The sequence below is a fragment of the Jiulongibacter sp. NS-SX5 genome (assembly GCF_052828545.1).
In genome coordinates this window covers 3,650,722-3,675,516 of sequence record NZ_CM128248.1, presented here as the reverse complement: position 1 = coordinate 3,675,516, position 24,795 = coordinate 3,650,722, and the positions used below count along the sequence as shown (strand labels likewise).

The following is a 24,795-nucleotide window of genomic DNA, read 5'->3' as shown; positions in this document are numbered from 1 at the left end:
AATGAAAATAGACCTTAAAAAGACAGATGGGAAATACTACACGGCTAAGACCACTCCCGAGATCGTAGAATTACCCGAGACGTCTTATCTCAGTATTCGAGGTAAAGGTGATCCTTCCGGAAAAGATTTCGCCGAGAATATCTCAAGACTATACCCTATAGCCTATACCATCAAATTCGAATTGAAAACCAGAGGTCAGGATTTTATTGTTCCGCCGCTAGAAGGACTTTGGTGGTTTGATGAGACTCGATATTCCGGATACACTATGGATGAAGCCCCACAAAAAATCCCGAGGGCTGAATGGGAATATCAATTGCAAATTAGAATGCCGAAGGTTGTAAACGAATCTGATTTTAAAAAGGCTAAATCAGCTGTCAAAAGAAAGAAACCTACTTTGGACTTTGATTCTGTTTGCTGGACTACAGCAAATGAAGGTTTGTGTGTACAAATTATGCATATCGGGCCTTTTGAAAATGAACCTGAGAGTCTCAAACAAATCCTCAGTTTTTGCGAAGCTCATAAACTTCAAAAGAATGGAGTTCATCATGAAATCTACCTGTCAGACTTTCGAAAAACCGCTCCTGAAAAACTTAGAACTATACTTAGAGAACCAGTTAAATACTCAACTAATAAATAAACTATCATGATTTCATTTATCGATGCATTTAAAGCAGAATTAGAAGAAGAAGCTAAAGAAACCAGAAGAATGCTTCTTCAGGTACCAGACAACAAATATGACTGGGTTCCCCATCCAAAAAGTATGAAAATGGGTGTATTGGCTGTCCATTTAGCAGATATTCCAGAGATGATTGCCTTTGCCCTACAAAAAGACAAGTGGGATGTAGCTACAGAAGATTGGCCACCTAGAACATTTGAATCAAATGACCAGTTGCTGACATTCTTCGATAATTCATTAGAAAAAGCCCGTAAAGCTTTAGAAGAAGCTTCTGAAGAAAACCTAATGGATAGCTGGCAATTAGTCGCAGGCGATCAGGTATACCTCGATATTCCTAAATGGGAAGCGGTACGTCATGCTTTTGGCCAAAACGCCCACCATAGAGCACAGCTACAGGTATACCTAAGGTTACAAGATATTCCTGTTCCTGGCCCCTATGGACCAAGTGCAGATGAAACAGAAGGATTAATCAACATGTAAAAACATTATCTATGAAGACCCTTGGAGACCTTAAGATTATAGGCATCAGTATCAGAACTTCTAATCAGAATGGCCGGGCTGCTCAAGACATTGGTCGACTATGGCAGCGATTTATGGAAGTGAATATACCGGCGAAAATACCTTCTTTAAAAGGTGAAAATATTTACGCTGTGTACACCGATTATACCTCAAACCATGAGGAGGAGTATACCACCATTATTGGAATGGAAGTAGAGACACTTCAGCAAATTCCGGAAGGATTGATTGGAAGGGAATTTAAGTCTCAGAAATACTCGCACCATTTGGCGAAAGGGGAAATGCCTGATGCAGTAGTCAGAAAATGGCAGGAGATTTGGTCAAATGACAACACTTTAAACAGAGCCTATACTGCCGATTTTGAAGTTTACGGACCTAATTCTAAGAAAGGAGTCAATTCTGAGGTTGAAATATACCTATCGGTAAATTGATAAAACTAAAATTCAAGAGAACATTAATTTTTATAAATTGTGTTCTCTTTTTTACTTAAACCCATCCAAATGACCATTTCTGCAGATAGCCCTGAAGAATACATCGCTAAAGCCCCAGAAGAAAGACAGGAGGCATTAAATAAAATCAGAGATATCATCAATGAAAATATTCCTGAAGGCTTTGAACATAAAATAGACTCGGGGATGATAGCCTGGGTGGTACCTCATTCTTTTTTCCCGGACGGTTATCATTGTGATCCTAAAAAGCCACTACCCTTTATCAATTTGGCTTCTCAAAAAAACTTTATAGCTCTTTATCACATGGGAGTTTACGCTTTCCCGGAAATCCTGGAATGGTTTCAAAGTGAATACCCCAAACATTCCAAAAGAAAGTTAGATATGGGTAAAAGCTGTCTTCGTCTCAAAAAAATGGACGACATTCCCTATGAGCTTATTGGCGAGCTGGCTCGTAAACTTACCGTTGAAGAATGGGTCAATCATTACCAGGAGGTAATGCAAAAGAAATAGCGAACGGTTAGATCTTCTTTTCCAGAATAAAGTCCTCCATAAGATATCCATTCCCGATGTCAATATCTTCTGATCCTACTTTTTGAAAACCAGTCTTAAGGTAAAAATCATACGCCTTATTAAAACGATTGACATTAAGAGCTATTACTAGCTGTTCTGACTCTTCACCTATCTCAGCTAGCCTGTTTATCATCATTTTCCCAAGACCTTTCCCCTGAGTCTCAGGTAAAAAATAGAGCTTATGCAGCTTTAATTTGGGGCTGTTCTTATAGTTGAGTTCATAACCAGCGAAGCCAACAATTTTAGAATTTACTTTGCAGAGCAAAAACACGACACCATCTTTTACTTGCTGCTCTAGAGACTCCAAAGAATACATCATTTCAAGCATATATTCCATCTGAGCATCAGACAAAATATCCTTAAAAGTTGGTGGCCAGATTTTATACGCTAATTCCTGAATGATGCTCAAGTCTTCTTTCTCAGCCCTAATTATCTCTATCATACTGCTACTGGTTTAGCTTTAACTTCAGATGCCGGTTTACTTCTCTTTTCAACCAGGTTATTGATCACAAACATTAAGGCTGCAGAAATAATCATGGAAGCAATCACCACCCAGCCTAGTTCTGGGTAATTTTCCACAAAACCATCCGGTCTTTGGAATACGATCATCCCGGCCACGGCAGAGGCTATACCACCAGATACCTGAGAAACCGAGGAGTTAATACTCATAAATGCTCCCCTATCCTTCATATCGGGAATAGCCGTAATCAAGGCCTGAGAAGAAATCATACGTGCATTAATACCAAGGAATAAAACAATATTGAGTATCAAGATTACCCAAAGTGGCGTTACACCCAGGTTACAGTAAATACCGACCAATATCATACCCAGTACACTCCCGAAAACAAAGACTTTTAGTTTGCCTATTCTATCTGCTACCTTCCCAATAATAGGCCCGAAAATTATCGTAAACACACCCGTTACACCATAAAGAAGTGGCAAATCACTCAATGAAATCCCGAGGTTATTGGTACTGAAAGTGGAGCCAAAAGGCATGAGCATAAATCCGCCCGTGGCTAATAGTGTTGTGGATAAAAACACTTTTATATAATCAGGATTACTCACTGTACCTATCAGATGCTTGAAAGGATTTTGACCTTTATTCGCTTCCAGGTGTTCATTCACAGGCTTCATAAAGACTACCATAATTACGCCGACAATTGCACCAACGATCACAATCATCCAGAATGAAAAATGCCAACCATATTCATTCGCCAGGTATAAGCCGATAGGTAAACCTAAAATCTGAGAGGCAGCAAAAGCCATCTGCGTAAAGCCCATCACCCTACCTCGAACTTCCAAAGGAAAGATATCTGTGATAATGGCAAAGCCAATTGAGCCGATTACCCCTCCGAAAATCCCTGTAAATATTCTAGCCCAAAGAAGAAACTGATAATTGGTGGCTGATGCACAAAGAGCCGTTCCTATCAAAAAACCGACATAGAAAAAAAGCAGTAGTTTTTTACGGTCAAATTTATCAGCAAACCCTGCGGCTAAAATCCCGGAGAGACCCGCACTGAAAGCATAACCCGAGACAACCCAACCAAACTGAGAGGTAGAAATTTCTAACTCCGGAATTAGGATGGCTCCAAGAGGAGAAAGCACCATAAAATCCAGAATAACGGTAAACTGTATGAAGGCCAAAATGGCAATCATAAATACCTGATAAGGTGTAAAAACTCTTTCTTTCGACATTTATTCTTGTTTTTTTAACGCTCTGATCACTAGATCAAAAGCCTCTTTTAAATCTTTTTCTGACAATGAAAAAGGTCTGCCGCCCAGCCCCTTTCCATTCAAATGAAATCGTGTAAGGTTATTCAATGGTGCAAAAGCTAGCGACCAGAAAACGGTATGACTCATCGGCTCCATTTCTCCACTTTCAATAGCTTTTTCAATAAATCCACCGAGCTCATGGCTAAAAATTTCATTGACCTTTGTCTTAAGCCTTTCTCGATAAGGAGATAAAACGATGAGGTCAAAAAACTCCACCTCTAGCGGCGAATTAATCCTGAAGTCTGATCTGTTTTTCCACTGGACCCATAACCCTGTCTCCAGATCCATTTGATTGTTAAAACCCTTAAAAGTCGCTTGAATCAAATTCTGTGAGACCTCATCAGCCAAACTCAAGATCAGGTCCTCTTTATCCTTAAAGTAGATATAAAGCGTACCTGGAGAAACCTTGGCTGCTTTAGCCAGCTTGTGCATACTGAAGCCATCAAACCCCGAGTTCACCAGTAACTCCAGAGCTTTTTGCCTTACCAGTAATTCTTTGCTTTCGTCTCGCGATCTCATTGAAGGACAAATATAAATGAATGAACGTTCATTTATATTCTAGAATAAAAGAAAATCCGTCACTTTATTCAAAATATAAAATGACGGGTTAAAAAATTACAATTTTAATATTTCCACTCCTGCTAACAGAAAACAGCCTAATCCGTAATCCTCAAAATTTGCAGGTTTCGCAAAAGATAAAGGCTGACCGTCTTTAGGCTCTTTCCCTGTACTTTGAACATAACCCAGCATGCCGTCGTCATGGATACATGTGGTACTCATAGCTTTCCATGCTTTCTTCATTGGCTTTTTAAAGGTCTTTTCCGGAAGCAGACCATGATTTATTCCCCAGGCCATTCCATACGCAAAAAGTGCTGTACCACTAAGCTCGGGTCCTCCAAAATGAGTAGGATCAGTAAGACTTACATTCCAGAATCCATCTTCTCGCTGAAGTGGTAATAAGGCATACATCATTTCTTTAAAGGTATTCTCATACTCAGAATAGTGCGGATCAGTTTTTGGCAAAATCTCCATTACCCTTGCGAGAGCCAATACTACCCAACCGTTTCCTCTGGACCAATAACAGTTTTCTCCACCGGGCGTTTTATAGGGTGGTACAAAATCCTTATCTCTCCACCATAACTTTTCTTGGGTATTGTAAAGCCCTCCTCCTTCCTGAGTTTTGGTATACATATAGATCTCATACATGCGTTCACTATATTCTGGCTTACCATCCATGATAGAGAATTTTGCAAAAACCGGCATAGCCATTTGCAGTGCGTCTATCCAGTTCCAGTCATCAGATTTTTCGGAGTATACCATCAAATCTACGGCGTGTTTCAGATCTGCTATCTTCTTCGGTTCAGGATCTAACTCATACAGGTCAAGATAAGTCTGCCCGGCACACATCGGGTCGGCATGCCTACTCTCCTTTCCAAATCTAAGCGACCAATTATTGCCCTCTGCCCAGTCTTTGGCATACTGCAAATACGTTTCATCTCCCGTGTAGCGGTAGAGGTTCATTAATCCCTCATAATATACTCCACGGGTCCATAAATTACTGGTTCGCTCTTTATCAGATATCACCTTCATAGCCGGGTCAGGCCACTTTCTCATTAAATAGGCATTTGTTTTTACGAGGTCATTTAACACCTTCTTTTTGCTTTGGGCAAAGCCAATTGCACTACAAAAACAAACAATGGCACCAGCCATTAAAAACTTCTTTAACATCACTTTTTCAAATATTTTTTCAGTTCACCATCTCCCTCTTCTATCAAATTTGCCACAGTTTTGGCATTCAAAATAGCCCCTACTTTATTGGTATGCACATCATCTCTCTGTGTAAAAAAAGCTTCTTTCACATGGTCATAGCCTAAGTTTTGATATTGCATGCCCACCTCATTTTGTAAGTCTATAAAGTACGATTTGGTCTGACCTGCCACTTGTTTTGCCCATTGAGGATAATTCTTTGGCAAAGGCTTGAGCAATCCTTCTTCAGTATAACGGTTCATAGGCACCTGAGAACAGATATAGACTTCTACCCCTTTGGCTTTAGCCTCTCGAGCATATTTCTTTAAGTACCAGCCGTATGAATGTACTACCTCATGTTTTTGGGTTATCATATTCTCAATTTCCACGCTTTCATCACCAATTCCTGTTATACTCCCTCTGGCTCTAATGGTGTCATTAATGGCCCAATCATCATTATGACCAAACTGAATTATCAAAAAGTCACCTTGCTCCATATTAGAAAGTACGGGCTCCCACCTGCCTTCTGATAAAAATGTTCTGCTACTTCTGCCACCAATTGCATGATTTTCAATATTGATTTTAGTTGAATCAAAGAAGTACGGAATCATTGAACCCCAGCCCCACATACCATTGCCCCCATTGCCACTTCCGGCTTTGACGGTAGAGTCTCCAATTAAAAATAAAGTCGGGTTTCGGTTTGAGCTTAAGCTCAAAAAACTAACTATTAAAAAAAATAATACTCTAATCATGGCATGTAAAAGACTTCATTTAGAGGAATACTCACAGGAGAATTATCGTCATTTGTCTCCATAATATCAGCCATATAGGCCCACCACTTTTGCATAATCACAGTCTTTGGCAATTCATCCATTTTTTGTTCATCCTCAATTTTGAGAATACCAATCAAATCCAAAGTCTCTGAGTCCAGAAAAATGGAATAGTCGGATATGCCATGCTCTCCGAGCAGATTCGACAGCTCCGGCCAAATTTCATCGTGCCTTTTTTGATATTCCTGCTCAAAACCCGGCAGAAGTTTCATCTTGAATCCTAATCTCTTCATAAAAGAAAAGGGTGCTACTTTTTCAAATAGCCACCCTTTGATTGAAATGTTATTTTAAGCCTTTTTGGCTCTTGGAGTTAGATCTGTCAGATCACCTATCTTCACAGGCATTCCTGAATCCAGACTTTTTCTAGCCGCTACTCCAACTAGAATTGCCATAGCACCATCTCGGCTACCGGCAGACTGTCTGAACTTGTCTTCTCTTTCAGGATATCTGAAAATTTTCTCTCGAAGTCGTTTGTCACCTCCACCATGACCGGCACTCTGGGGAATCTGTATATACTCCACCTCACCGAAATTATAATTCACCATTATTTCATCATAATGAGGTCTTTCCATTGCACCAGATTCTTTGATCCAAGCATCTATTCGACCTTTGGTACCGTTGAAAGCGATTCTATATCCTTCGTAAGGTGAATATGTTGTAAGTGAGTAACTTACATTAACCCCATTGGCATAATGAATAGTAGCGGCATGTTTATCCCAGATATTGACATCATCTCTGAAAACACAACCATCTCTATGGTATCCGTCATATTTTTCATTCTCTACATACAGCTTCATGTACTGCTCACGCTTGGTAATATCCCAGTAGAAATCACACTCTCCTTTGTGAGGACATGTTCTACAATTTTCACCTCTAAACGGACCATTTTTACCATAATGCTGTAAATCTCCCTGAGCATAAATAGACTCAGGCTCAGACTCTAACCACCAGTTGAGCAGGTCAAAATGGTGTGAGGCCTTGTGCACCCACAGTGAGCCTCCTTTTTCTACCAGTCTATGCCATCTTCTGAAATAGTCTGCTCCGTGATGTACATCTAAATACCAATGAAAATCTACGGAGGTGATTTCACCAATATCACCTGAATGTATGATTTCATAGATTTTTTGACGGTGAGGTGAATATCTGTAATTGAAGGTAACAGTCACTTTTTTCCCAGTTCTTCTTTCTGCATCCAGAATGGCCTGGCACTTGGTTTCGTCAGTAGTCATCGGTTTCTCTGTAACCACATCTGCCCCAAGCTCCATTCCTCTTACAATATAATCGCTATGTGTGGCGTCAACTGTAGTGACAATGAGTATATCCGGTTTGGTCTCCTTCATCATTTTCTCAAAGTCTTGATACAATGGGATATTTCCTCCGATATAGGATTGAGCATATTTAAGTCGACCTTCATTCGGATCACATAAGCCTACATAATCTATGACATCTTTAAACTCCTCATAAACCGGCTTACCCCACATGCCAGTACCACGCGAACCAGTACCGATTAATGCGACTTTTTTCTTGACACCTGCCGTAGTGGCAAACACTTCTGATAAGGCTCCTGAGCCCAAAATTCCGGCAGCTGCCATTCCGGTTTTTCCGATAAAATCTCTTCTGTTTAAGTTGTTCATTATTTCAAAATGGTTGATACATAAAAATAGCCCGAAATCTCTTTCGGGCTATCCTTAACTCTCTTTAAAAAAGACGTGTTTTAAATTTTTACTTTGCTCATTTTAGGCACTAGGAAATGCATCACTAACCAAGCCAGTAAATATGCCGCTCCACAGATCAGGAACATAATGAAATAGGCTTTTTCTATTTGTCCAATTTCACGATAGTAAACGAACATATTTTTCTGTACCGCCCACGAAAGTACGATACCTCCAAGACCGCCGGCCATACCTCCGATACCCGTCACTGAAGCAGTGGCTTTTTTCGGGAACATGTCAGAAACCGTAGTGAAAATATTAGCACTCCAAGCCTGGTGAGCTGCTGCTGCAATACCGATGAGAAGCACAGCCAGCCACATGTTAATTTCTCCTGCCCATTGTGATAACACAACCGGGAATACCAACAAAGCAAAAATGAACATCGCCGTTTTTCTTGCTTTAAAAGCAGGCATATTTTTATTCATAAAGGCGAGTGGCAAATAACCTCCATAAACACTACCAATAGTAGAAATAGTATACACTACTGCTACCGGCACCATAATACCAGTTAAGGTTAGATTGTACTCACTTTGAAGGAAATCTGGAAGCCAGAAAAGGTAGAACCACCATACCGGGTCAGTAAGGAACTTACCAAGAGCAAAAGCCCACGTTTGTCTAAAACCAAGAAGCTTTAACCAAGGCACTTTCTCACCAGCTACTTCTTGCTCCAACTCTTCATCTTCTTTATCTGAGTGAATGTAATCGTACTCCTCTTTTGACAATTTTTTACTTTCAGATGGCTCGGTGTAGTTCAGTTGCCATAATACCAACCAAATGAACCCAATAGCTCCGGTAATGATAAAGGCCCATTCCCAACCCCATTTCACGGCTATAAAGGGAACTGTCAATGGAGCCACAATAGCCCCGACATTAGTTCCTGAGTTAAAAATACCTGTGGCAAAGGCTCTTTCCTTTTTCGGAAACCAAACTGCAGTGGTCTTAATGGCTGCCGGGAAGTTACCAGCCTCTGTTAAACCAAGTGCAGCTCTGGCTATCATAAAACCAAAGGCACTATTGGCAAAAGCATGACCTATGGCAGATAAACTCCAAAGTCCTGTAGCCCAGGCATATCCTTTTTTGGTTCCTAATTTATCTACCACACGCCCGGCGATGACCATCCCGAACATATAGGCGAGTTTAAACGCAATTTCAATGTTTGCATAGTCTCCGTCATCCCAGTTCATGTCTTCAGATAAGACGGACTTTAAGAGACTGATTACCTGTCTGTCAAGGTAATTAACGGTAGTAGCAAAAAAGACCAGGGCACAGATAGTCCACCGGTAATTTCCAACTTTATTATTCATATTTATCTAGGGTTGAATTATTCAGACCATTAATCTACCGTTTAAGGTGCAGAGAAACAATCTGTTGTTGATAAAAGCAAAAAGACCACCCATAAGGATGGTCTTTTCGTCGTCATTATTTTCTCACTTTTTTGATGATGGCCAAAGCCTCTTCAACTTTAAGTTTTAGGACCTCCATATCCTTTGAGGCAAGGATATCTTTTGAGATCAGCTGAGAACCCATTCCTACGCAGGTTACCCCTACATCAAACCATCCTTTTAGGTTTTCTTCATCCGGCGAAACCCCGCCTGTAGGCATGATGCTGGTCCATGGTTGAGGTCCTTTGATACCTTTCACGAACTTAGGTCCATAAAGGTCTCCCGGGAAAAGCTTCACAATCTCACAGCCCAGCTCCTCTGCTCTACAGATTTCTGTAAGAGAACCACAGCCTGGAGACCATAATACCTTTCTTCTGTTACAAACCACAGCGATGTCTTCTCTCAGTACCGGAGTAACAATAAAGTTGGCTCCGAGTGACATATATAGTGAAGCCTGAGCAGCATCGGTAACACTACCTACCCCGAGAATCATACCCGGGCATTCTGCCAAAGCATACTTATTCAGTTCTCCGAATACCTCATGAGCGAAATCACCTCTACTGGTGAATTCCATTAAACGGGCTCCACCTTCATAACAGGCTTTCACTACCTTTTTACCAAGCTCAATATCAGAATGAAAGAATAAAGGCACCATACCTGTTTCTTTCATCACCTGAGCTACTTCTAATCTTGAATATTTTGCCATTTCTTTTTAGCTATCTGCCGTCAGCTTGCGACTTTCGGCTTTTGTATTTTTAATAATTTTCTGGCCGACTGATGATGGCCGACCGCTGAATGTCTAGCGAGCTACTCTTCCGGAGGCATCTCCGCTCATTAGCTTTTCTACTTCAGCTACTGTAGCAAGGTTTGCATCTCCTTTAATGGTATGCTTTAAGCAAGAAGCTGCTACCGCAAAATTTAGTGCATTCTGATCATCTTCAGGGTATTTCAATAGACCGTAAATCAAACCACCCATAAATGAATCACCACCACCTACTCGGTCTACGATATCCGTAATCTGGTATTGAGGAGACTCATACATATTTTCACCATCAAACATTACACCTGCCCATGTGTTATGAGAGGCAGAGATAGATCCTCTAAGAGTCGTAATAACTTTCTTGGCTCTAGGGAATTTCTCCATCATTTGTTTACACACAGAAAGGAATGCCTGAGCAGTAACATCATGACCATCTCTATGAACATCTAGCCCTTCCGGCTTAATACCAAAGTGCTTTTCTGCGTCTTCTTCGTTGCCAAGAATAATATCACAATACGATGTAAGCTCGGTCATGATAGCCTCTCTATCTCCACCATACTTCCAAAGTTTAGCTCTGTAGTTAAGGTCAGTAGAAATTGTTAAACCTTTGGCTGAAGCAGCTTTTACAGCCTCCAGACAAGTATCTGCAGCACTTTGGGAAATAGCTGGTGTTATACCTGTCCAGTGGAACCATTCTGCACCGTCAAAAACCTGATCCCAATCGATCATACCGGGAGTAATTTCGCTTACTGCAGAGCCTGCTCTGTCATAAACTACCTTGCTTCCTCTTGATACGGCACCTGTCTCCAGAAAGTAAATCCCTAAGCGATCTCCTCCGAAAGCAATGTGATTAGTACCCACATTTCTTTTTCTCATCTCCATCAGTGCACACTCTCCTATATCATTCTTAGGAAGACGAGTCACAAACTCTACCGGCACTCCGTAATTAGCCAAAGAAACAGCCACATTAGACTCACCTCCACCATACACTACATCAAAGCTATTGGTCTGTGAAAATCTCAAAAAACCGGGAGGAGCTAGCCTTAGCATAATCTCACCGAAGGTTACTACTTTTTTCATCTTGTTTTGTTAGTTAAAGGATCTTTGTCCTGTTTAAAATCCGAAATAGTTTTTTGTGTTGTTATATGAAATATCCTGAACCATTTGACCAATCCATTTGATATCATTCGGCAATTCCCCGTTCTCAATATCATTGCCTAAAAGGTTACAGAGAATCCTTCTGAAATACTCATGTCTCGGGAAAGACAAGAAGCTCCTGGAATCTGTCAGCATACCTACAAATCTAGAGATCAAGCCAACGTTTGAAAGCACATCCATTTGGTCTTCCATTCCTTTCTTTTGGTCTAAGAACCACCAGCCAGAACCAAACTGCACCTTACCGGCCACAGAGCCGTCATTGAAATTACCGATCATCGTACCGATTAAATAGTTATCAGATGGGTTAAGATTATATATGACCGTCTTTGCCAACTGATTGAATTCATCCAGCTTGCCTAAGAATCTAGACATCGCTTGTGCTTGTGGGAAATCACCGATACTGTCCCACCCTGTATCCGGGCCAAGTTCTCGCATGGCTCTCAGATTGTTATTTCTTAAAGCACCAACATGGAACTGCTGCACCCAGCCTAACTCAGAGTACATGACACCTAATGAATGAAGGATGGCCGACTTAAACTCAACCTCTTCTGCAGGTGAAATAGATGTACCGGAAAGTACTTTTTTAAGCACCTTATCAGCACCTTCTTCTGTAAATTCAGAAGCGTATATTTGTTCTAAACCGTGATCTGAGATTCTACAGCCGTTGGCCGCAAAGAAGTTTGCTCTGCTACGCAATGCTTTCTTCAGATTATCAAAATCATTGATCTCAAAACCAACGATATCACCTAATCTTTGCAAATAAGAAGCAAAGGCAGGGTTCTCAATCAAAATAAACTTATCAGGTCTGAAGGCCGGAAACATGTCAACTCCTTGCTCCGTACGGTCAAAATACTCTTTATGATGAACCAGACTATCCAGAGGGTCATCAGTAGTACAGATAGTTTCTACTTTTCTGCTTGCCAATAACCCTTGAACATTAAACTCGGGAGTTTGAAGCTTCTCTGAGGCTTCATCGTAGATAGCCTTGGCAGTATCACCATTCAGAATAGTGTCTATTCCGAAGTATCGCTGAAGCTCAAGATGAGTCCAATGATACAATGGATTTCTCATGGTGTACGGAACAGTTTCTGCCCACTTCTCGAACTTCTCGTAATCTGAAGTGTCTGTGCCCGTACAGTATTTTTCATTCACCCCATTGGTTCTCATGGCTCTCCATTTATAATGGTCCCCAGCTAACCAGGCATGAGTTAAATTTTTGAAATTGATATTATTTAAAACCTGATCTGGCGGAAGGTGATTGTGATAATCAATGATCGGCATATCCTTGGCAAAATCATGATATAACCTCTCTGCTGTCTTGGTTTGAAGTAAAAAATTCTCGTCTAAAAAGCTTTTCATTTTATGACTTTCATTTCACAGACCATTTATATTGCCTGCAAGGGTTGATAAAAATATTATAAACTCACTCCTCTTTTCCAGGGAATGAAATCGTCTTGTTGGTTTCTGACCGATGCACATTGCGTAGTACCACTGGCTACCTCAATTACATAGTTCAGAATACGTGTACCTACTTCCTCAATTGTTTCCTCGCCTTCTATCACTGTACCCGTATTAATGTCAATAATATCAGACATTTTCTCGGCCAGTTTTCGGTTGCTGGCTACCTTGATAACCGGTGCAATCGGATTACCTGTAGGCGTACCCAAACCTGTTGTAAACAAAACCACATTACAGCCGCTACCGACCATAGCTGTGGTACTTTCTACGTCATTGCCTGGAGTACACAAGAGGTTCAGACCATTCTTTTTGATTTGTTGAGGATAGTCCAAAACATCAACTACCGGAGATGTACCCCCTTTTTTTGCGGCTCCTGCAGACTTAATGGCATCGGTAATTAAACCGTCTTTGATATTCCCCGGCGAAGGGTTCATATCAAAACCAGACCCAGCTTCCTCTGCCTTTCTGGCATAGGCTCTCATTAAGTCAATGAATTTTAATGCCGTCTCTTCTGTTTCGCACCGATCACTAAGTTCTTGCTCTACTCCACACAACTCAGGAAATTCTGAGAGCACCGAAGTGCCTCCAAGAGCTACCAAAAGATCACTTGTATAGCCTAAAGCTGGGTTTGCAGAAATACCGGAGAAGCCGTCAGACCCTCCACACTCAAGACCAAGTTTCAGTTTTGACAGTGGTGCAGGTTTTCTTTCAATCTTATTAGCTTCTACCAGACTCGCCAAAGTTTGCTTGATACCCTCTGTCACTACCTTCTCTTCTGTACCCAACTCCTGCTGCTCCAGGAAAATCAGTTTCTTGTCCTGTGCATTTCTTTTGGCCAGTTCTTCCTGCAGAATACTGTATTGTGCATTTTGACAGCCAAGGCTTAAAACTGTAGCACCGGCTACATTTGGGTGAGAAATGTAACCCGCTAATAATCCACAAAGTGCCTGGGCATCCTGACGGGTTCCTCCACAGCCCATGTCATGGTTTAAGAACTTTACCCCATCAATATTTTCAAAGATACGTGGTTGGCTTTGGTTTATTGCAACCGATTGCAATTCACTATTAAGAATATCTTCAGAACCACCGCCAGACTTGTATTTATTGATCAAATCAGCAGCGAAATTTTGATACTTCTCTTTTTTGCCATAGCCAAGGTTATCTACCAAGGCATCTTTTATCAATTGAAGATTTTTGTTTTCACAAAAAACTAAAGGAAGTACAATCCAGTAATTTGCCGTTCCTACAGAACCATCTTCACGATGATACCCCAGAAAAGTCTTGTCTTTAAAAAGATCGATATTCGGCTTTTCCCAATCTGTTTTACGATCTCCCAGTTTAAAAGGGGAAGCAGCATGCTTAACATTGAAGACGTTTATCCAGCTACCGGCAGGTATATCCTGTGCTGCTTTACCTACCAGTACACCGTACATGATTACCTCATCACCTACCTTCAGATCCTCTTCATTATACTTATGCTTTGGAGAAATATCTCCTATAAGCTTTGTCTTTTTGTCTCCGTACGCTATCTCCTCACCACTTTTCAGCGAATCTAAAGCAACAATGACATTGTCAGACGGATGTACCTTTAGTACCCTATTCTTCATTTAATCTATGCTATTAACAGTTGGCCTTGCTGTAATTCTAATAGTATTTTGAACAAACCGTATTTAATACTGGTCAAAATATCATAACACAAAGCTATCTCCTTTGCGAACGCGATACTTTCATTTTTTTGTCAAAAACCTGTAGATTTTTGAGATTTATGGCAAAAAATCATCTCTTCTTGGAGTAAAAACATCAACGAGAACACCTTCTTCCAGACAAACAGCACCATGAACGACATTAGAAGGAACGAAATAAGCATCACCAGCCTTCAGCACTTTTGTTTCATCACCAATAGTGATTTCAAAAACGCCACTTTCAATAGTGCTTGCCTGGGTATGATGATGATGATGAGCAGCACCAACTCCACCTTTCTCAAAAGCAACTTTGACCAGCATCATGGTTTCATCTTGAGCCATCAATTTTCTTCGAATTCCTCCGCCAAGATCTTCCCATTGGAGATCCTCTTCGGCAATCAGGGTATTACTCATTTCTATTTATTTAAAGGTTGAATATACTTTCCATACGGCCTCCGGAAGTTGAGACCATTGTGTGAGATCGGTCTTCCAGAGTCGAGTATCGGATAATATTTCCAGAAAAGTATCCTTATCACTTTTCCCTTTAGCTATAATTTCTGAGTAGATTCCAGAGGCAGGATCATTTAGCTGGTACTCTTGGTTTTTGAATTCACCATAATAGACTTTGCCCTCTTTACGAACTGGTAAACTAAACCTTATCATGGCCGCCAGACCGGCCGCCATTCTCTCCGGTATACCCCCAGATAGATCGATTGAAGCTTTAACCAAAGGAAAACAACGCTGCACCATTTTCATGGTATAATTAAAACAGATGGAATGCCACTGGTGCTCCAAAAAAGGATTTGAGAAGCGGTCGAGAACGCTTCGAGCAAAGTCCTCTTTCTCGTTCAAAGAAATAGAATCACCCATAGCAGGGATTATTTCATCAAATAAGAGTTGTTCCACCTCTGATCTAAACTTGGAGTCTGCCATAGCCACCTTCACCAGTTCAAAACCGCTTAAGAAAGCATGACCAGAAATAAACGTATGAGTGGCATTTAAAATCCTTAGCTTGATCTCCTTATAACTACTGATATCTGATACCACAAAGGCACCAGAGCCAGCAAAACAGAAATCTAACTTTGCCTTTACCTCTTCAGAGCCTTCAATGGCCCAAAGAGCATAGGGCTCGGCTATGATAGGATTCTTGTCAAAGTAATTCAGTTCAGCATTAAAGCTTTCCAGATCACTTTCAGGAACACTGCCCGGCACAATTCTATCGACTAAAGTGTTACAAAAATGATTTGACTCCCCCAGCCAGGTCATAAACTGTGGGTGAAAATGATTGTATTCAGCTAGCTTTTCTACTATACCTTTTAATTTAGTCCCGTTATCTGAAACCAGCTCTGTAGGCAAAATCACCAAGCCTCGGTCTTTATCGCCTTCATATTGTTCAAATCTAGCCTTAAGGCAAGCCAATAGCTTTCCCGGAAATGACTCAGGACACTTGCCTTCCTGAATGATTTCTTCTTTATATGTCAATCCTAATTCTGTGGTATTAGAGAATACATACCCAAGTTCAGGTTGACATGCCAGCTCCAATATTTCTTCCCATTGAGATGCAGCAACATATAAATCAGAAACACTTGAACATAGGACCTTGTTGTCTACAAGCTCTCTTTTTGAAATTCCTCTCACCCCTACTGTGTAGAGACAATCCTGATCTAAGAAATTATCAATTGAGCCTGAGTTGGTAGACTTGACCATCGCGATTCGCCCATTGAACAAACCCTTTTCGTTGGCTTCATGAACAATTAAATCCGGCAAGCCACGTAATAAAACCCCGGTGCCAAATTGTAAAACTTTGACAGGTAGTTCCCTCTCTTTTTTACTAATTAGGGAAAGCCCCAGTAGTTCTTTTTCTTCTACCATTTCTTTTTGAAAACTTTTTTGAACGTCAAATCACTTTGAGTCAGATCTGTATTATTGGCATACCAATCGTAAGCCTCCCCATCTTTTGAACAATTGATGTAATAGATGCGATGCCCCCATTGCAGCTCTCGGTTTCCGGCCTGATAAATGGGAGCATCCGCCATATTCTCACCGAAACTGCAATTGACCAAATACATCTGGGCCTCTCTATGGTACCTTCCCAGTTTAAAACCCGGGTATCCTTCAAATCTACAATTGATCAATACAGACTTATCCTCTTTATTAGCAGATCCATCATGCCAGATGGCCGCGTTCAGATTGTGACAAATGAATAATGAGTTTTCTATGATAGCATTGCCCCTTGGACAATACAAATCAACATGCCCTTCAATGATACAATCTGAGAAATAATACAGACCACCGTCTACATCCCAAGGGCTAACTGTATCTCCGCCACCTGATCTGAAAACACAGTTGTAAAACTTCATTCTGGTAGCACCAGGCATTGCTCTGAAAGCAAACTGATGACCATCTTTACGAACTATCTTGGTACCATCCTTTTCACCTTTTTCTCTCGGCAATGCCCTTCTGCCAGATTGATTCGAAGTACCCGCCTCAGTCAGACAATCGATCACTTTATCTTCGGAAGCCTCTAATCCGTAAGTATTAGTAATCGTAAGATTTTCAAAAACAAGATCAGAGCCTTTGACATTGAATGTAGCTGCACCAAAATCATCGGGATTTTCACAACGCCAAACATCTCTGGCCTGGCTCACCGTAATAATGACTCCCTTCACACTCTCACCTATAAATCGAATGTGATGCATATGCTCTGTTACAAAGACCTTCTCTGTATACACACCATTCTTTAAGTAAATAGTCTGGAATTTTGACGAATACTCCAGATGGTCCAAAGCGGCCTGAATAGAGTTAAAATCTCCCGTACCATCTTTTGCCACCGTTACTTTCTTACCTAATACGGGGATCGCCATAAAGAACATGGCTAGTAAGAAGCCTGACTTTACTTTGTCAATAACCATTTTGCTAAATCTTTTGCTGCCTGAAAATTTTGATATCTATCTGGTATTCTTCGACCGTCTACGTACTCATTATAAAGCCATGGATCTCCGATAACCGTGACGTGACCTTTCTTATAAGGCACTGTTACCATGATGTGGTCATCTCCTTTTTTCAAAAGTGTGGTTGATTCCGAGGACGGGTTAATTGTCACCAATTCTTTGATATATACCTCATCAACATTTTTAAACACGGGGTTATCCTTTGAGATCAATACGCTGCCCTGTTCCCACTGTTTGCCTTGCACCATATTGATATTCTTATCTGTAAAAGAAAGTCCGAAAGACTGTATCAGCTTATTGGCTCCTTCTAATTCACAGTGACCTGCATCGTTTGTCATTAAGAGCAGATGCCCACCCTTTTTGACCCATTTTTTAATAACCTTACTATGAGCAGCAGTGATGAAGTTCGGGTCTTGCGTCTCTTTTGCATCATCAGGGTCAACAATGATATAAATATCCGCAGAAGTCAGGTTTTGAGCAGTAGGTTCTTTTAAGGTATACTTAGAGGCTCCATAGTTTTCGAATATCTGACCAAGCCAGTAAAATCCTGAGTGCATTTGATCATCCCAGATATAATGGAAAGACTCCTTCCCATTGACACCTTCTCTAAGTTCATTATTGAAGTAATTATCAAGGAAGACTTTTTTCCCTTCACCTACTGATAACTGGTCTAGATAAGCCATTTCAAGAGCAGTAAAAATGAAAGGCCCTACACCTTTTAGATCGTTAAGTCTAATGGGCTCACTCAGGTAATATTCGTATGAACCATCTCTGTACGGGTTACCACCAAGACCACCAACACTTACTGTGTTATCCAAGCTTATGGTGCCATCCTGCTCATGAATAATAAACTCATTTAAGATACCTTCATAAGCCTTTATGGCCGCGGCTCTATAAGATTCATCTAAGTAACCTTTTCTTACTCCTTTCAGTAAAGAGTAGGCAAACATACACGAGGAGGAAGACTCCAGATAATTTCCCTCTTTTCCTACCAGGGCAATCATCTGATACCATACTCCAGTTTCCTCATCCTGATATTTTAGAAGAGCTGGAGCGAGTCTTTGTAAATAACTTATCAATTGATCGCGACCTTCATGATCCTCCGGGAAATAATCTAAAACCTCTACCAAAGCCATGGCATACCAGCCAATAGCTCTTCCCCAGAAATGAGGTGAAAGACCTGTTTCTGGATTGGCCCAACGTTGTTCTCTGGACTCATCATAACCATGATATATCAACCCGGTTTTTTCGTCAACAGCGTATTCTTCAATTAACTGAAACTGCTTTAAAATATGATCAAAGTGCTCCGGATGATTAAATGTTTTTGAATACTCTGCTGAAAAAGGCTCAGCCATGAACAGACCATCAAGCCACATCTGGAAAGGATAGCGTTTCTTATGCCAATAGCCACCTTCTTTAGTTACAGGCTGACCTTTAAGCTGGCTCCACAATAAATCAGCCGCCTTTTTATATTTCTCACGGTCATCTATAGACTGATGATAAAGCGTCATTAATAAACGCCCCGTAGAAATATTATCAAGATTATAGTCGCTCTTTTTATAGGTTCTTATATTGCCATCAGCCGTAACATAGCGATTTATATCATTAACGATGTAATCAAAATAAGAAGGATCGGCAGTCTCCCTCCATACCTTCTCAATGGCTTTAAGGGCAAGGCCCTGCTCGTAATTCCAATTGGCTGGCCTGCCGGTTTTCACCGCAATAGAATCCTGATGCCAGGTCATGAATGATTTCGCCATCAACTTTGCGTAATGCATCGGTGAGGGATTCGTCACTTTTTGAAGGAAGTTATCCATCAGATCAACAGTAGGCATGAACCACTGATCTATTAAAGGGAAAGAGTGCGGAGCTCCTTCAAATGTATGCACCTCAGAATAGATGTTATTTTTATTGAGTACATCAATATAGTCTTCACGACCAGCATGCATTCTGGCCTCGCGGCTATTGATAAAAAGTGTAGGAGGATCTCCGGCACCAACATAATTCAATGCTCCGGCTGATTCCCATAATTCGTCATGTTGTCCTTTGGCATAGCCAAAATAGTGTGTTGCAGCTGAAATTGACTTACTGTCATCACCCTCACCTGACTCAGGATGTGTGAAAGAAAGAATTCCGTCTATATCAATGATGGCATCTACTTTAAGATCTTCCTTTTCAATATTATGTTCACTACCAAAGGTAAGCTCAGAACTTACACCTGCTTGTGCGGCAAGCTGCCCACCAGCAGAAAAGCCAGCAATGGCTATATTTTCTAAACCAAACTCGGCCTTTCTTTGATTAAGCCAGGCAATGGAAGCCTTTACATCAGAAATAGCTGCCGGGTACAAAGCCTCCGTAGAAAGTCTGTATTCAGGAGTGATTACCAGGTATCCTCTTCCAGCCAATTCTCTAGCCAGCTCGTGATGTTGAGATTTGTCACCTGTTCTCCAGCCGCCTCCATGAATAAATATTACGGCAGTCTTTTTGGAATTTTTGTAGGGTTTAAACAGGTCAAGATGAAGTGCTCTTTCCCCTAATTTGGCATATTCCAGGTTTTCAACACTCTCCAAAGGTTTATCAAAATCAGAAAGACCCAACTCAGCATCAGGCCATTCTTTCTGTACTGAAGCCAAAGCCACTTCATTAGAATAAGAATGATCTCTTACCCCGGTAAGACCGCTTGTGATTTGTGCATTCCCACCTCCAAACAGAATGGTAGTTAAGATGCAGCTAATTATGTATTTCATCTTTTGCTTTCAAATAATTTATGCCGGCCAAAATAGCCTACATAGGTTCTAATTTATGGTTTCAACTTTTGGGGCCAGGTTCCTAAATAGGCATAACCACCCCGACGTTCCTGTTCTATTTCATTTAAATTTCTTTTGAGCACCCGATCTCTTCCCATGTATATAGGCTGATTATCATCCAGAGAATAAAAACGAGCCCAAAGTTGACGTCCCGGTGCCGAAATCATCTCACTGTCATTCTTACCGTTATTCTTAAACCTTCTAACCGCCTTATCTTCAATCACCACTTGGCTAAACCATTCTTTAGCTGCCGTAATTGAACGATTGATCTCGTCGGTTCTGTTTGGCAAACTTTCAAGAAACAGAACTATTCCTACTGATTCCTTTCCACTAAGTGAAGCCGGCTCAAAAGCCCTTGCAGCAGCCGGTAATAAAGTTTGGCTATCATGCTGAGCACACCAGACTGTTTTCTGCCCGTTTTGTACATACTGAGTTCTCAGAATACACTCCACCCCTCTCTCAAGACCTTCTTCAGCCTGTTTCTTATAGTTCATACTTAATGGCTCATACAAGCTTTCGCTTAAAGCTACACCTCTTAATATCCACATAACATCAATCATAGCCTCATCATTAAAGGTGATATGTTTGTGGTAAGAATTTGATCTGGGATAAGTCTGAGGCCAGCCACCTTTATCATTTTGAGCAGCCAATAGATACTCAAGACCTGCTTCTGCAGCTTTTAGATAATTATTGTTTCCTGTTTTTTGATAAGCTTTCAGAAGGTCTTTGATTTCCCCCGTTGTCGTTTGATCATCTATAGTGGTATCATCTTTTGACTTGTCTGCCAATATCTCCTGCATTTTCTCCGAACTCAGATCCTCGGAGTAGTCTACCTTATCACCATGGTACTGAGGCCATCCTCCGTTTTCTCTTTGATACACCAGAATTCTTTCCGCCTTTAGGTCTGTAGAGTCGCCTGTAAAATCGGGACTTTTCAAGCCAAAAAACGTTGACAGCAACAAGCTGAGAATTGATATGTAAGAAAAAGAAAACAGAGTCAGACCTTCAATAAAATGAGTTGAATAAAAGAGTGTTGATTCAAAGAAAAATAATATTTCTTCAAAAAAGAGGTCAATTCAAGAATAAATCATTGGGATCGTTCCCGACAACGATTGCGTAAATAAAGTCCTGTTTTTTCTCTACAATGTGCAAAAATGCTCTCTATCATTGTGCTGTAATTGCCTCAAGGCATGAGCCATTTTCAACCTAAACTAGCTTACTAAACTATGAGATGTAAAGTCTACAATCTACCTGTTGGTAAGGTCGGTTTTTTAACCGCTTTACTGGCACTCTTTAGCCTTGCGAGTTTTGCTCAGAGTCTTACCATATCGGGTAAGGTTACAGAAGCAGGAACTCTGGATGCCCTACCAGGGGTAAATGTTCTGGAAAAAGGAACAAATAATGGAACAAGTACCGACATCGACGGTAAATACACTTTAAACGTGTCTGGTAAAGATGCGATCTTGGTATTTAGCTTTATCGGATTTGCTCCACAAGAAGTGACTGTTGGTAATAGCAGCGAAATTTCTATTGAACTTGAATCAGGTGATAATGCACTTGAGGAAGTGGTAGTCGTTGGTTATGCCCAATTAAAGAAATCTGATCTTACCGGTTCTGTAGCCAGTATTGATAACAAGGCGATCACCGAAAGAAATTTCACCAACCCGATGGAAGCTGTACAAGGAAACATTGCGGGTGTGCAAATCTCTTCATCTACTGGTCGTTTAGGTGATGGATTTGATATCACTATCAGAGGTAATAACTCATTAAACGATGACTCCAATCCTCTTTATGTGGTGGATGGAGTACCTTCTGATAATATCGACTTCCTTAACCCTCAGGATATTGCAAGAATTGACGTTCTAAAAGATGCGTCATCTACTGCCATTTACGGTTCCAGAGGTTCTAATGGTGTGGTAATCGTTACTACCAAGAGTGGTTCTAATGTAAAAAGTGGCATCAATGTTACACTAGACTCTTACTACGGGGTTAAGAAAGTAGCTAGACTACCACAAATGATGGATGCTCAGAAATGGTGGTACTATCACCAATCTGCATATTTGGCTACGACTAACCTACAAGATCCGATGGCTATTACTCCGGAGGTTCTGAAGTCAAAAGTAGTGGGTTCGTCCAATCCATTGCTTGAGCAAAGAGCAGCAAATAATGAATGGTTTGACTGGTACGATCTCGTACTTCAGGACGGAAACCAGCATAACACCTACCTGAACTTCTCTGGTAGAGGCGAGTCTGGTTTAGGATACAACATTGGTCTTGGTGTACAGAACGAAACTGGTAATGTACAACGCGAGGCACTTGATAAGTACTCCTTAAAAGTTGGGATTAACCACAAACTTAACGACAAGGTGTCTTACGGTTTGAATACCACTTTCTCATTAAAGAATGACCAATTTGGTAGTGATGTAGCCATGAGAGAGGCTTTCCGTTTGAACCCTTTCCTTTCTCCATATGATATTGATGGCGTAACCCTTTTCCCTCAACCAGGTAAACTGAGAGACGAAAATGGACAATACCTAATCAATAAAACATCTACTTATAACCCGCTTCTGGAGATTGCAAATTCTCAGGATGAGGTAAGAAAGATTACGGGTATTGGTAGTGCTTTTGTTGAGTATAAGCCTATTCAGTGGTTAGCGTTTAAAACTACTTTCTCTCCTGGTTTTTCAAATCAGCGTAGAGGGAAAGCATGGGGAGCACTAACAAACGTAGGTTCTAGAAACAATAACCTACCTTCTTCTGAACTGAGAAATGCCCAGAACATCAATTATACTTGGGATAATCAATTCACGATCAATAAAACCTTTAAGCAAGATCATAACTTTACTTTGTTAGGACTACAGAGTGTATACTCTACCCAAAGTGAAGGTTCTACTATCAGTGCCAGAAATCAGCCGTTTGAAACAGAGTTTTACAACCTCGGTTCTGGTGATCAGTCAACCTATAACATAGGTTCATATTTTGTAAAGCAAACACTAGCATCTTTTGCCTTAAGAGCTAATTACTCTTACAAGGGTAAATATTTACTAACCCTTTCAAACAGATGGGATGGCTCTTCTCTTCTTTCAGAAGCTAACAGATGGGACAATTTCCCTTCAGCTGCTTTGGCATGGAATATCAGTCAGGAGTCTTTCCTAGCTAATGTACCTGCTATTTCTTTCTTGAAACTGAGATTGAGTTATGGTTTCACGGGTAATAATATCATTGCTCCGTATTCACTGACCAATGTTCTGGATACGCAGGTTTATTACGACTTCTTAGGCTCTAATGCTAATGGCTGGGTAGCTAGCTCACTTGCGAATAACGCCTTAGGATGGGAGAAAACAAGAGAAGGTAACTTCGGTATAGACTTCGGATTCCTGAAAGAGCGTATCTCAGGTTCCATTGACTTTTATGATCGTCTGTCAGACGGGCTTCTTCTTGAAAGAAAACTGGTTCTTGAGTTGGGTGGTCTTACCATCAATGATAACATCGGATCTGTGAGCAATAAAGGGGTAGAGTTAGCTCTAACTACCAGAAACATTAAGTCTAGAGACTTAAGCTGGACTACCAACTTCACATTCACCAGAAACAGAAACAGAATTGTTTCAATATACGGAACAGACGCAGATGACATCGGTAACAACTGGTTCATCGGTGAGTCTATCAATTCTATCTACAACTACGAGTTTGACGGAATCTGGCAGGCGAACGAAAGAGACCTTGCTGAGTCTTACGGACAGCTGGAAGGACAAGCGAAGGTAGTAGACCAAAACAACGATGGTAAAATCACTGCAGATGATGACAGAATCATTCTTGGAAACTCCGATCCTACCTGGACTGGTAGTGTATTCTCTACATTGAATTACAAGAATTTTGATTTCTCTTTCTCAGTACTTTCATCTGTAGGTTCATTTGTGAATAGCCCATTCCATGCAAACTTCACCAATACGAGAGACAGAGGTCGTCAGAAGTTAGATATCGACTGGTATATTCCTGAGAATGGTGCTGGTGTACCTGCTCAGTTTTCAAATGAGTATCCACAGCCAAGAAACATGGGTACCTTCTGGAGAAACAGTGGCGTAGGCTACTACAGAGATGCTTCATTTACCAAAATCAAGAACATTACTCTAGGATACACTTTAGCTCCACAGTCTGCTAAGTCAATCGGAATCAATGGCTTGAGAATTTATGGTAACGTTCTAAACCCATTCGTATTTACTTCATATGACGGGTATGATCCTGAGTGGGCAGATGCCAGCTTCAATGTTGGTAGAACTGCTTCTATTACGTATCAGCTTGGTTTAAGTGTGAAATTTTAAGTAGAA

General features: G+C 40.8%; 22 protein-coding genes. 5 read left to right on the top strand and 17 right to left on the bottom strand.

Annotated elements, in window-relative coordinates; all coding sequences use genetic code 11:
- The first annotated feature begins 1 nt into the window (after nt 1).
- The 4 genes from ACUXV0_RS15945 (at nt 2) to ACUXV0_RS15930 (ending at nt 2,151) form a co-directional block, all read left to right on the top strand.
- On the top strand, nt 2-637 hold the full coding sequence (locus tag ACUXV0_RS15945; protein ID WP_446190570.1) for a GyrI-like domain-containing protein: 636 nt from the start codon (nt 2-4) through the stop codon (nt 635-637).
- 6 nt (nt 638-643) lie between these two features.
- The gene (locus ACUXV0_RS15940) at nt 644-1,156 is read left to right on the top strand and encodes a DinB family protein (protein ID WP_446190569.1); all 513 of its coding nucleotides are present in this window, start codon (nt 644-646) and stop codon (nt 1,154-1,156) included.
- A gap of 11 nt (nt 1,157-1,167) precedes the next feature.
- Nucleotides 1,168-1,623: a GyrI-like domain-containing protein gene (locus ACUXV0_RS15935; RefSeq protein ID WP_446190568.1), complete on the top strand. Its 456-nt coding sequence runs from the start codon at nt 1,168-1,170 to the stop codon at nt 1,621-1,623.
- A gap of 69 nt (nt 1,624-1,692) precedes the next feature.
- Entirely contained in the window at nt 1,693-2,151 is a 459-nt protein-coding gene (locus ACUXV0_RS15930; protein WP_446190567.1) for a DUF1801 domain-containing protein, read from the top strand.
- Nucleotides 2,152-2,158: 7 nt separating this feature from the next.
- Here the strand turns inward: ACUXV0_RS15930 and ACUXV0_RS15925 are convergent, their stop codons facing one another.
- The 17 genes from ACUXV0_RS15925 to pelA form a co-directional block, all read right to left on the bottom strand.
- Complete coding sequence (locus ACUXV0_RS15925; protein WP_446190566.1) at nt 2,159-2,653, bottom strand: GNAT family N-acetyltransferase; 495 nt, start codon at nt 2,651-2,653, stop codon at nt 2,159-2,161.
- Nucleotides 2,650-3,906: an MFS transporter gene (locus tag ACUXV0_RS15920; protein WP_446190565.1), complete on the bottom strand. Its 1,257-nt coding sequence runs from the start codon at nt 3,904-3,906 to the stop codon at nt 2,650-2,652. Before ACUXV0_RS15920 ends, ACUXV0_RS15925 begins: the two co-directional genes overlap by 4 nt.
- On the bottom strand, nt 3,907-4,503 hold the full coding sequence (locus tag ACUXV0_RS15915) for a TetR/AcrR family transcriptional regulator (RefSeq protein WP_446190564.1): 597 nt from the start codon (nt 4,501-4,503) through the stop codon (nt 3,907-3,909).
- A 96-nt stretch (nt 4,504-4,599) separates the two neighbouring features.
- On the bottom strand, nt 4,600-5,712 hold the full coding sequence (locus ACUXV0_RS15910; protein WP_446190563.1) for a glycoside hydrolase family 88/105 protein: 1,113 nt from the start codon (nt 5,710-5,712) through the stop codon (nt 4,600-4,602).
- The gene (locus tag ACUXV0_RS15905; RefSeq protein WP_446190562.1) at nt 5,712-6,446 is read right to left on the bottom strand and encodes a rhamnogalacturonan acetylesterase; all 735 of its coding nucleotides are present in this window, start codon (nt 6,444-6,446) and stop codon (nt 5,712-5,714) included. The genes ACUXV0_RS15910 and ACUXV0_RS15905 overlap by 1 nt, the downstream gene beginning before the upstream one ends.
- A 32-nt stretch (nt 6,447-6,478) precedes the next feature.
- Nucleotides 6,479-6,793 (bottom strand): L-rhamnose mutarotase, encoded by a 315-nt coding sequence (gene rhaM / locus ACUXV0_RS15900; RefSeq protein WP_446190561.1) that lies wholly within the window; start codon nt 6,791-6,793, stop codon nt 6,479-6,481.
- A 54-nt stretch (nt 6,794-6,847) separates the two neighbouring features.
- Complete coding sequence (locus ACUXV0_RS15895) at nt 6,848-8,194, bottom strand: Gfo/Idh/MocA family protein (protein WP_446190560.1); 1,347 nt, start codon at nt 8,192-8,194, stop codon at nt 6,848-6,850.
- 80 nt (nt 8,195-8,274) lie between these two features.
- A complete protein-coding gene (locus ACUXV0_RS15890; protein ID WP_446190559.1) occupies nt 8,275-9,576 on the bottom strand; it encodes an MFS transporter in 1,302 nt (433 codons plus the stop codon).
- 115 nt (nt 9,577-9,691) lie between these two features.
- Nucleotides 9,692-10,360, bottom strand: a complete 669-nt coding sequence (locus tag ACUXV0_RS15885) for a bifunctional 4-hydroxy-2-oxoglutarate aldolase/2-dehydro-3-deoxy-phosphogluconate aldolase (RefSeq protein WP_446190558.1) — start codon at nt 10,358-10,360, stop codon at nt 9,692-9,694.
- 93 nt (nt 10,361-10,453) lie between these two features.
- Nucleotides 10,454-11,494 carry a PfkB family carbohydrate kinase gene (locus ACUXV0_RS15880; RefSeq protein ID WP_446190557.1) on the bottom strand — a complete coding sequence of 347 codons (1,041 nt, stop codon included), beginning with the start codon at nt 11,492-11,494 and terminating at the stop codon, nt 10,454-10,456.
- A 33-nt stretch (nt 11,495-11,527) separates the two neighbouring features.
- Nucleotides 11,528-12,931 (bottom strand): glucuronate isomerase, encoded by a 1,404-nt coding sequence (gene uxaC, locus ACUXV0_RS15875; RefSeq protein ID WP_446190556.1) that lies wholly within the window; start codon nt 12,929-12,931, stop codon nt 11,528-11,530.
- A gap of 56 nt (nt 12,932-12,987) precedes the next feature.
- Nucleotides 12,988-14,637 carry a UxaA family hydrolase gene (locus ACUXV0_RS15870; RefSeq protein WP_446190555.1) on the bottom strand — a complete coding sequence of 550 codons (1,650 nt, stop codon included), beginning with the start codon at nt 14,635-14,637 and terminating at the stop codon, nt 12,988-12,990.
- A 156-nt stretch (nt 14,638-14,793) separates the two neighbouring features.
- On the bottom strand, nt 14,794-15,126 hold the full coding sequence (locus ACUXV0_RS15865; RefSeq protein ID WP_446190554.1) for a cupin domain-containing protein: 333 nt from the start codon (nt 15,124-15,126) through the stop codon (nt 14,794-14,796).
- A gap of 6 nt (nt 15,127-15,132) precedes the next feature.
- Nucleotides 15,133-16,584 (bottom strand): tagaturonate reductase, encoded by a 1,452-nt coding sequence (locus tag ACUXV0_RS15860; RefSeq protein ID WP_446190553.1) that lies wholly within the window; start codon nt 16,582-16,584, stop codon nt 15,133-15,135.
- The gene (locus ACUXV0_RS15855; protein WP_446190552.1) at nt 16,578-17,624 is read right to left on the bottom strand and encodes a pectinesterase family protein; all 1,047 of its coding nucleotides are present in this window, start codon (nt 17,622-17,624) and stop codon (nt 16,578-16,580) included. Before ACUXV0_RS15855 ends, ACUXV0_RS15860 begins: the two co-directional genes overlap by 7 nt.
- Complete coding sequence (locus ACUXV0_RS15850) at nt 17,606-20,410, bottom strand: glycoside hydrolase family 88 protein (RefSeq protein ID WP_446190551.1); 2,805 nt, start codon at nt 20,408-20,410, stop codon at nt 17,606-17,608. The genes ACUXV0_RS15855 and ACUXV0_RS15850 overlap by 19 nt, the downstream gene beginning before the upstream one ends.
- A 53-nt stretch (nt 20,411-20,463) precedes the next feature.
- Nucleotides 20,464-21,408, bottom strand: a complete 945-nt coding sequence (gene pelA, locus ACUXV0_RS15845) for a pectate lyase (RefSeq protein ID WP_446190550.1) — start codon at nt 21,406-21,408, stop codon at nt 20,464-20,466.
- A gap of 288 nt (nt 21,409-21,696) precedes the next feature.
- On the opposite strand from pelA, the gene ACUXV0_RS15840 reads away from it, so the two are divergent.
- Entirely contained in the window at nt 21,697-24,789 is a 3,093-nt protein-coding gene (locus tag ACUXV0_RS15840) for a SusC/RagA family TonB-linked outer membrane protein (RefSeq protein WP_446190549.1), read from the top strand.
- Nucleotides 24,790-24,795: the final 6 nt, after the last annotated feature.

Coding starts and splice junctions, on each gene's coding strand:
- ACUXV0_RS15945 (WP_446190570.1), top strand. CDS start 2: ATGAAAATAGACCTTAAAAAGACAGATGGGAAATACTACACGGCTAAG.
- ACUXV0_RS15940 (WP_446190569.1), top strand. CDS start 644: ATGATTTCATTTATCGATGCATTTAAAGCAGAATTAGAAGAAGAAGCT.
- ACUXV0_RS15935 (WP_446190568.1), top strand. CDS start 1,168: ATGAAGACCCTTGGAGACCTTAAGATTATAGGCATCAGTATCAGAACT.
- ACUXV0_RS15930 (WP_446190567.1), top strand. CDS start 1,693: ATGACCATTTCTGCAGATAGCCCTGAAGAATACATCGCTAAAGCCCCA.
- ACUXV0_RS15925 (WP_446190566.1), bottom strand. CDS start 2,653: ATGATAGAGATAATTAGGGCTGAGAAAGAAGACTTGAGCATCATTCAG.
- ACUXV0_RS15920 (WP_446190565.1), bottom strand. CDS start 3,906: ATGTCGAAAGAAAGAGTTTTTACACCTTATCAGGTATTTATGATTGCC.
- ACUXV0_RS15915 (WP_446190564.1), bottom strand. CDS start 4,503: ATGAGATCGCGAGACGAAAGCAAAGAATTACTGGTAAGGCAAAAAGCT.
- ACUXV0_RS15910 (WP_446190563.1), bottom strand. CDS start 5,712: ATGTTAAAGAAGTTTTTAATGGCTGGTGCCATTGTTTGTTTTTGTAGT.
- rhaM (WP_446190561.1), bottom strand. CDS start 6,793: ATGAAGAGATTAGGATTCAAGATGAAACTTCTGCCGGGTTTTGAGCAG.
- ACUXV0_RS15895 (WP_446190560.1), bottom strand. CDS start 8,194: ATGAACAACTTAAACAGAAGAGATTTTATCGGAAAAACCGGAATGGCA.
- ACUXV0_RS15890 (WP_446190559.1), bottom strand. CDS start 9,576: ATGAATAATAAAGTTGGAAATTACCGGTGGACTATCTGTGCCCTGGTC.
- ACUXV0_RS15885 (WP_446190558.1), bottom strand. CDS start 10,360: ATGGCAAAATATTCAAGATTAGAAGTAGCTCAGGTGATGAAAGAAACA.
- ACUXV0_RS15880 (WP_446190557.1), bottom strand. CDS start 11,494: ATGAAAAAAGTAGTAACCTTCGGTGAGATTATGCTAAGGCTAGCTCCT.
- uxaC (WP_446190556.1), bottom strand. CDS start 12,931: ATGAAAAGCTTTTTAGACGAGAATTTTTTACTTCAAACCAAGACAGCA.
- ACUXV0_RS15870 (WP_446190555.1), bottom strand. CDS start 14,637: ATGAAGAATAGGGTACTAAAGGTACATCCGTCTGACAATGTCATTGTT.
- ACUXV0_RS15865 (WP_446190554.1), bottom strand. CDS start 15,126: ATGAGTAATACCCTGATTGCCGAAGAGGATCTCCAATGGGAAGATCTT.
- ACUXV0_RS15860 (WP_446190553.1), bottom strand. CDS start 16,584: ATGGTAGAAGAAAAAGAACTACTGGGGCTTTCCCTAATTAGTAAAAAA.
- ACUXV0_RS15855 (WP_446190552.1), bottom strand. CDS start 17,624: ATGGTTATTGACAAAGTAAAGTCAGGCTTCTTACTAGCCATGTTCTTT.
- ACUXV0_RS15850 (WP_446190551.1), bottom strand. CDS start 20,410: ATGAAATACATAATTAGCTGCATCTTAACTACCATTCTGTTTGGAGGT.
- ACUXV0_RS15840 (WP_446190549.1), top strand. CDS start 21,697: ATGAGATGTAAAGTCTACAATCTACCTGTTGGTAAGGTCGGTTTTTTA.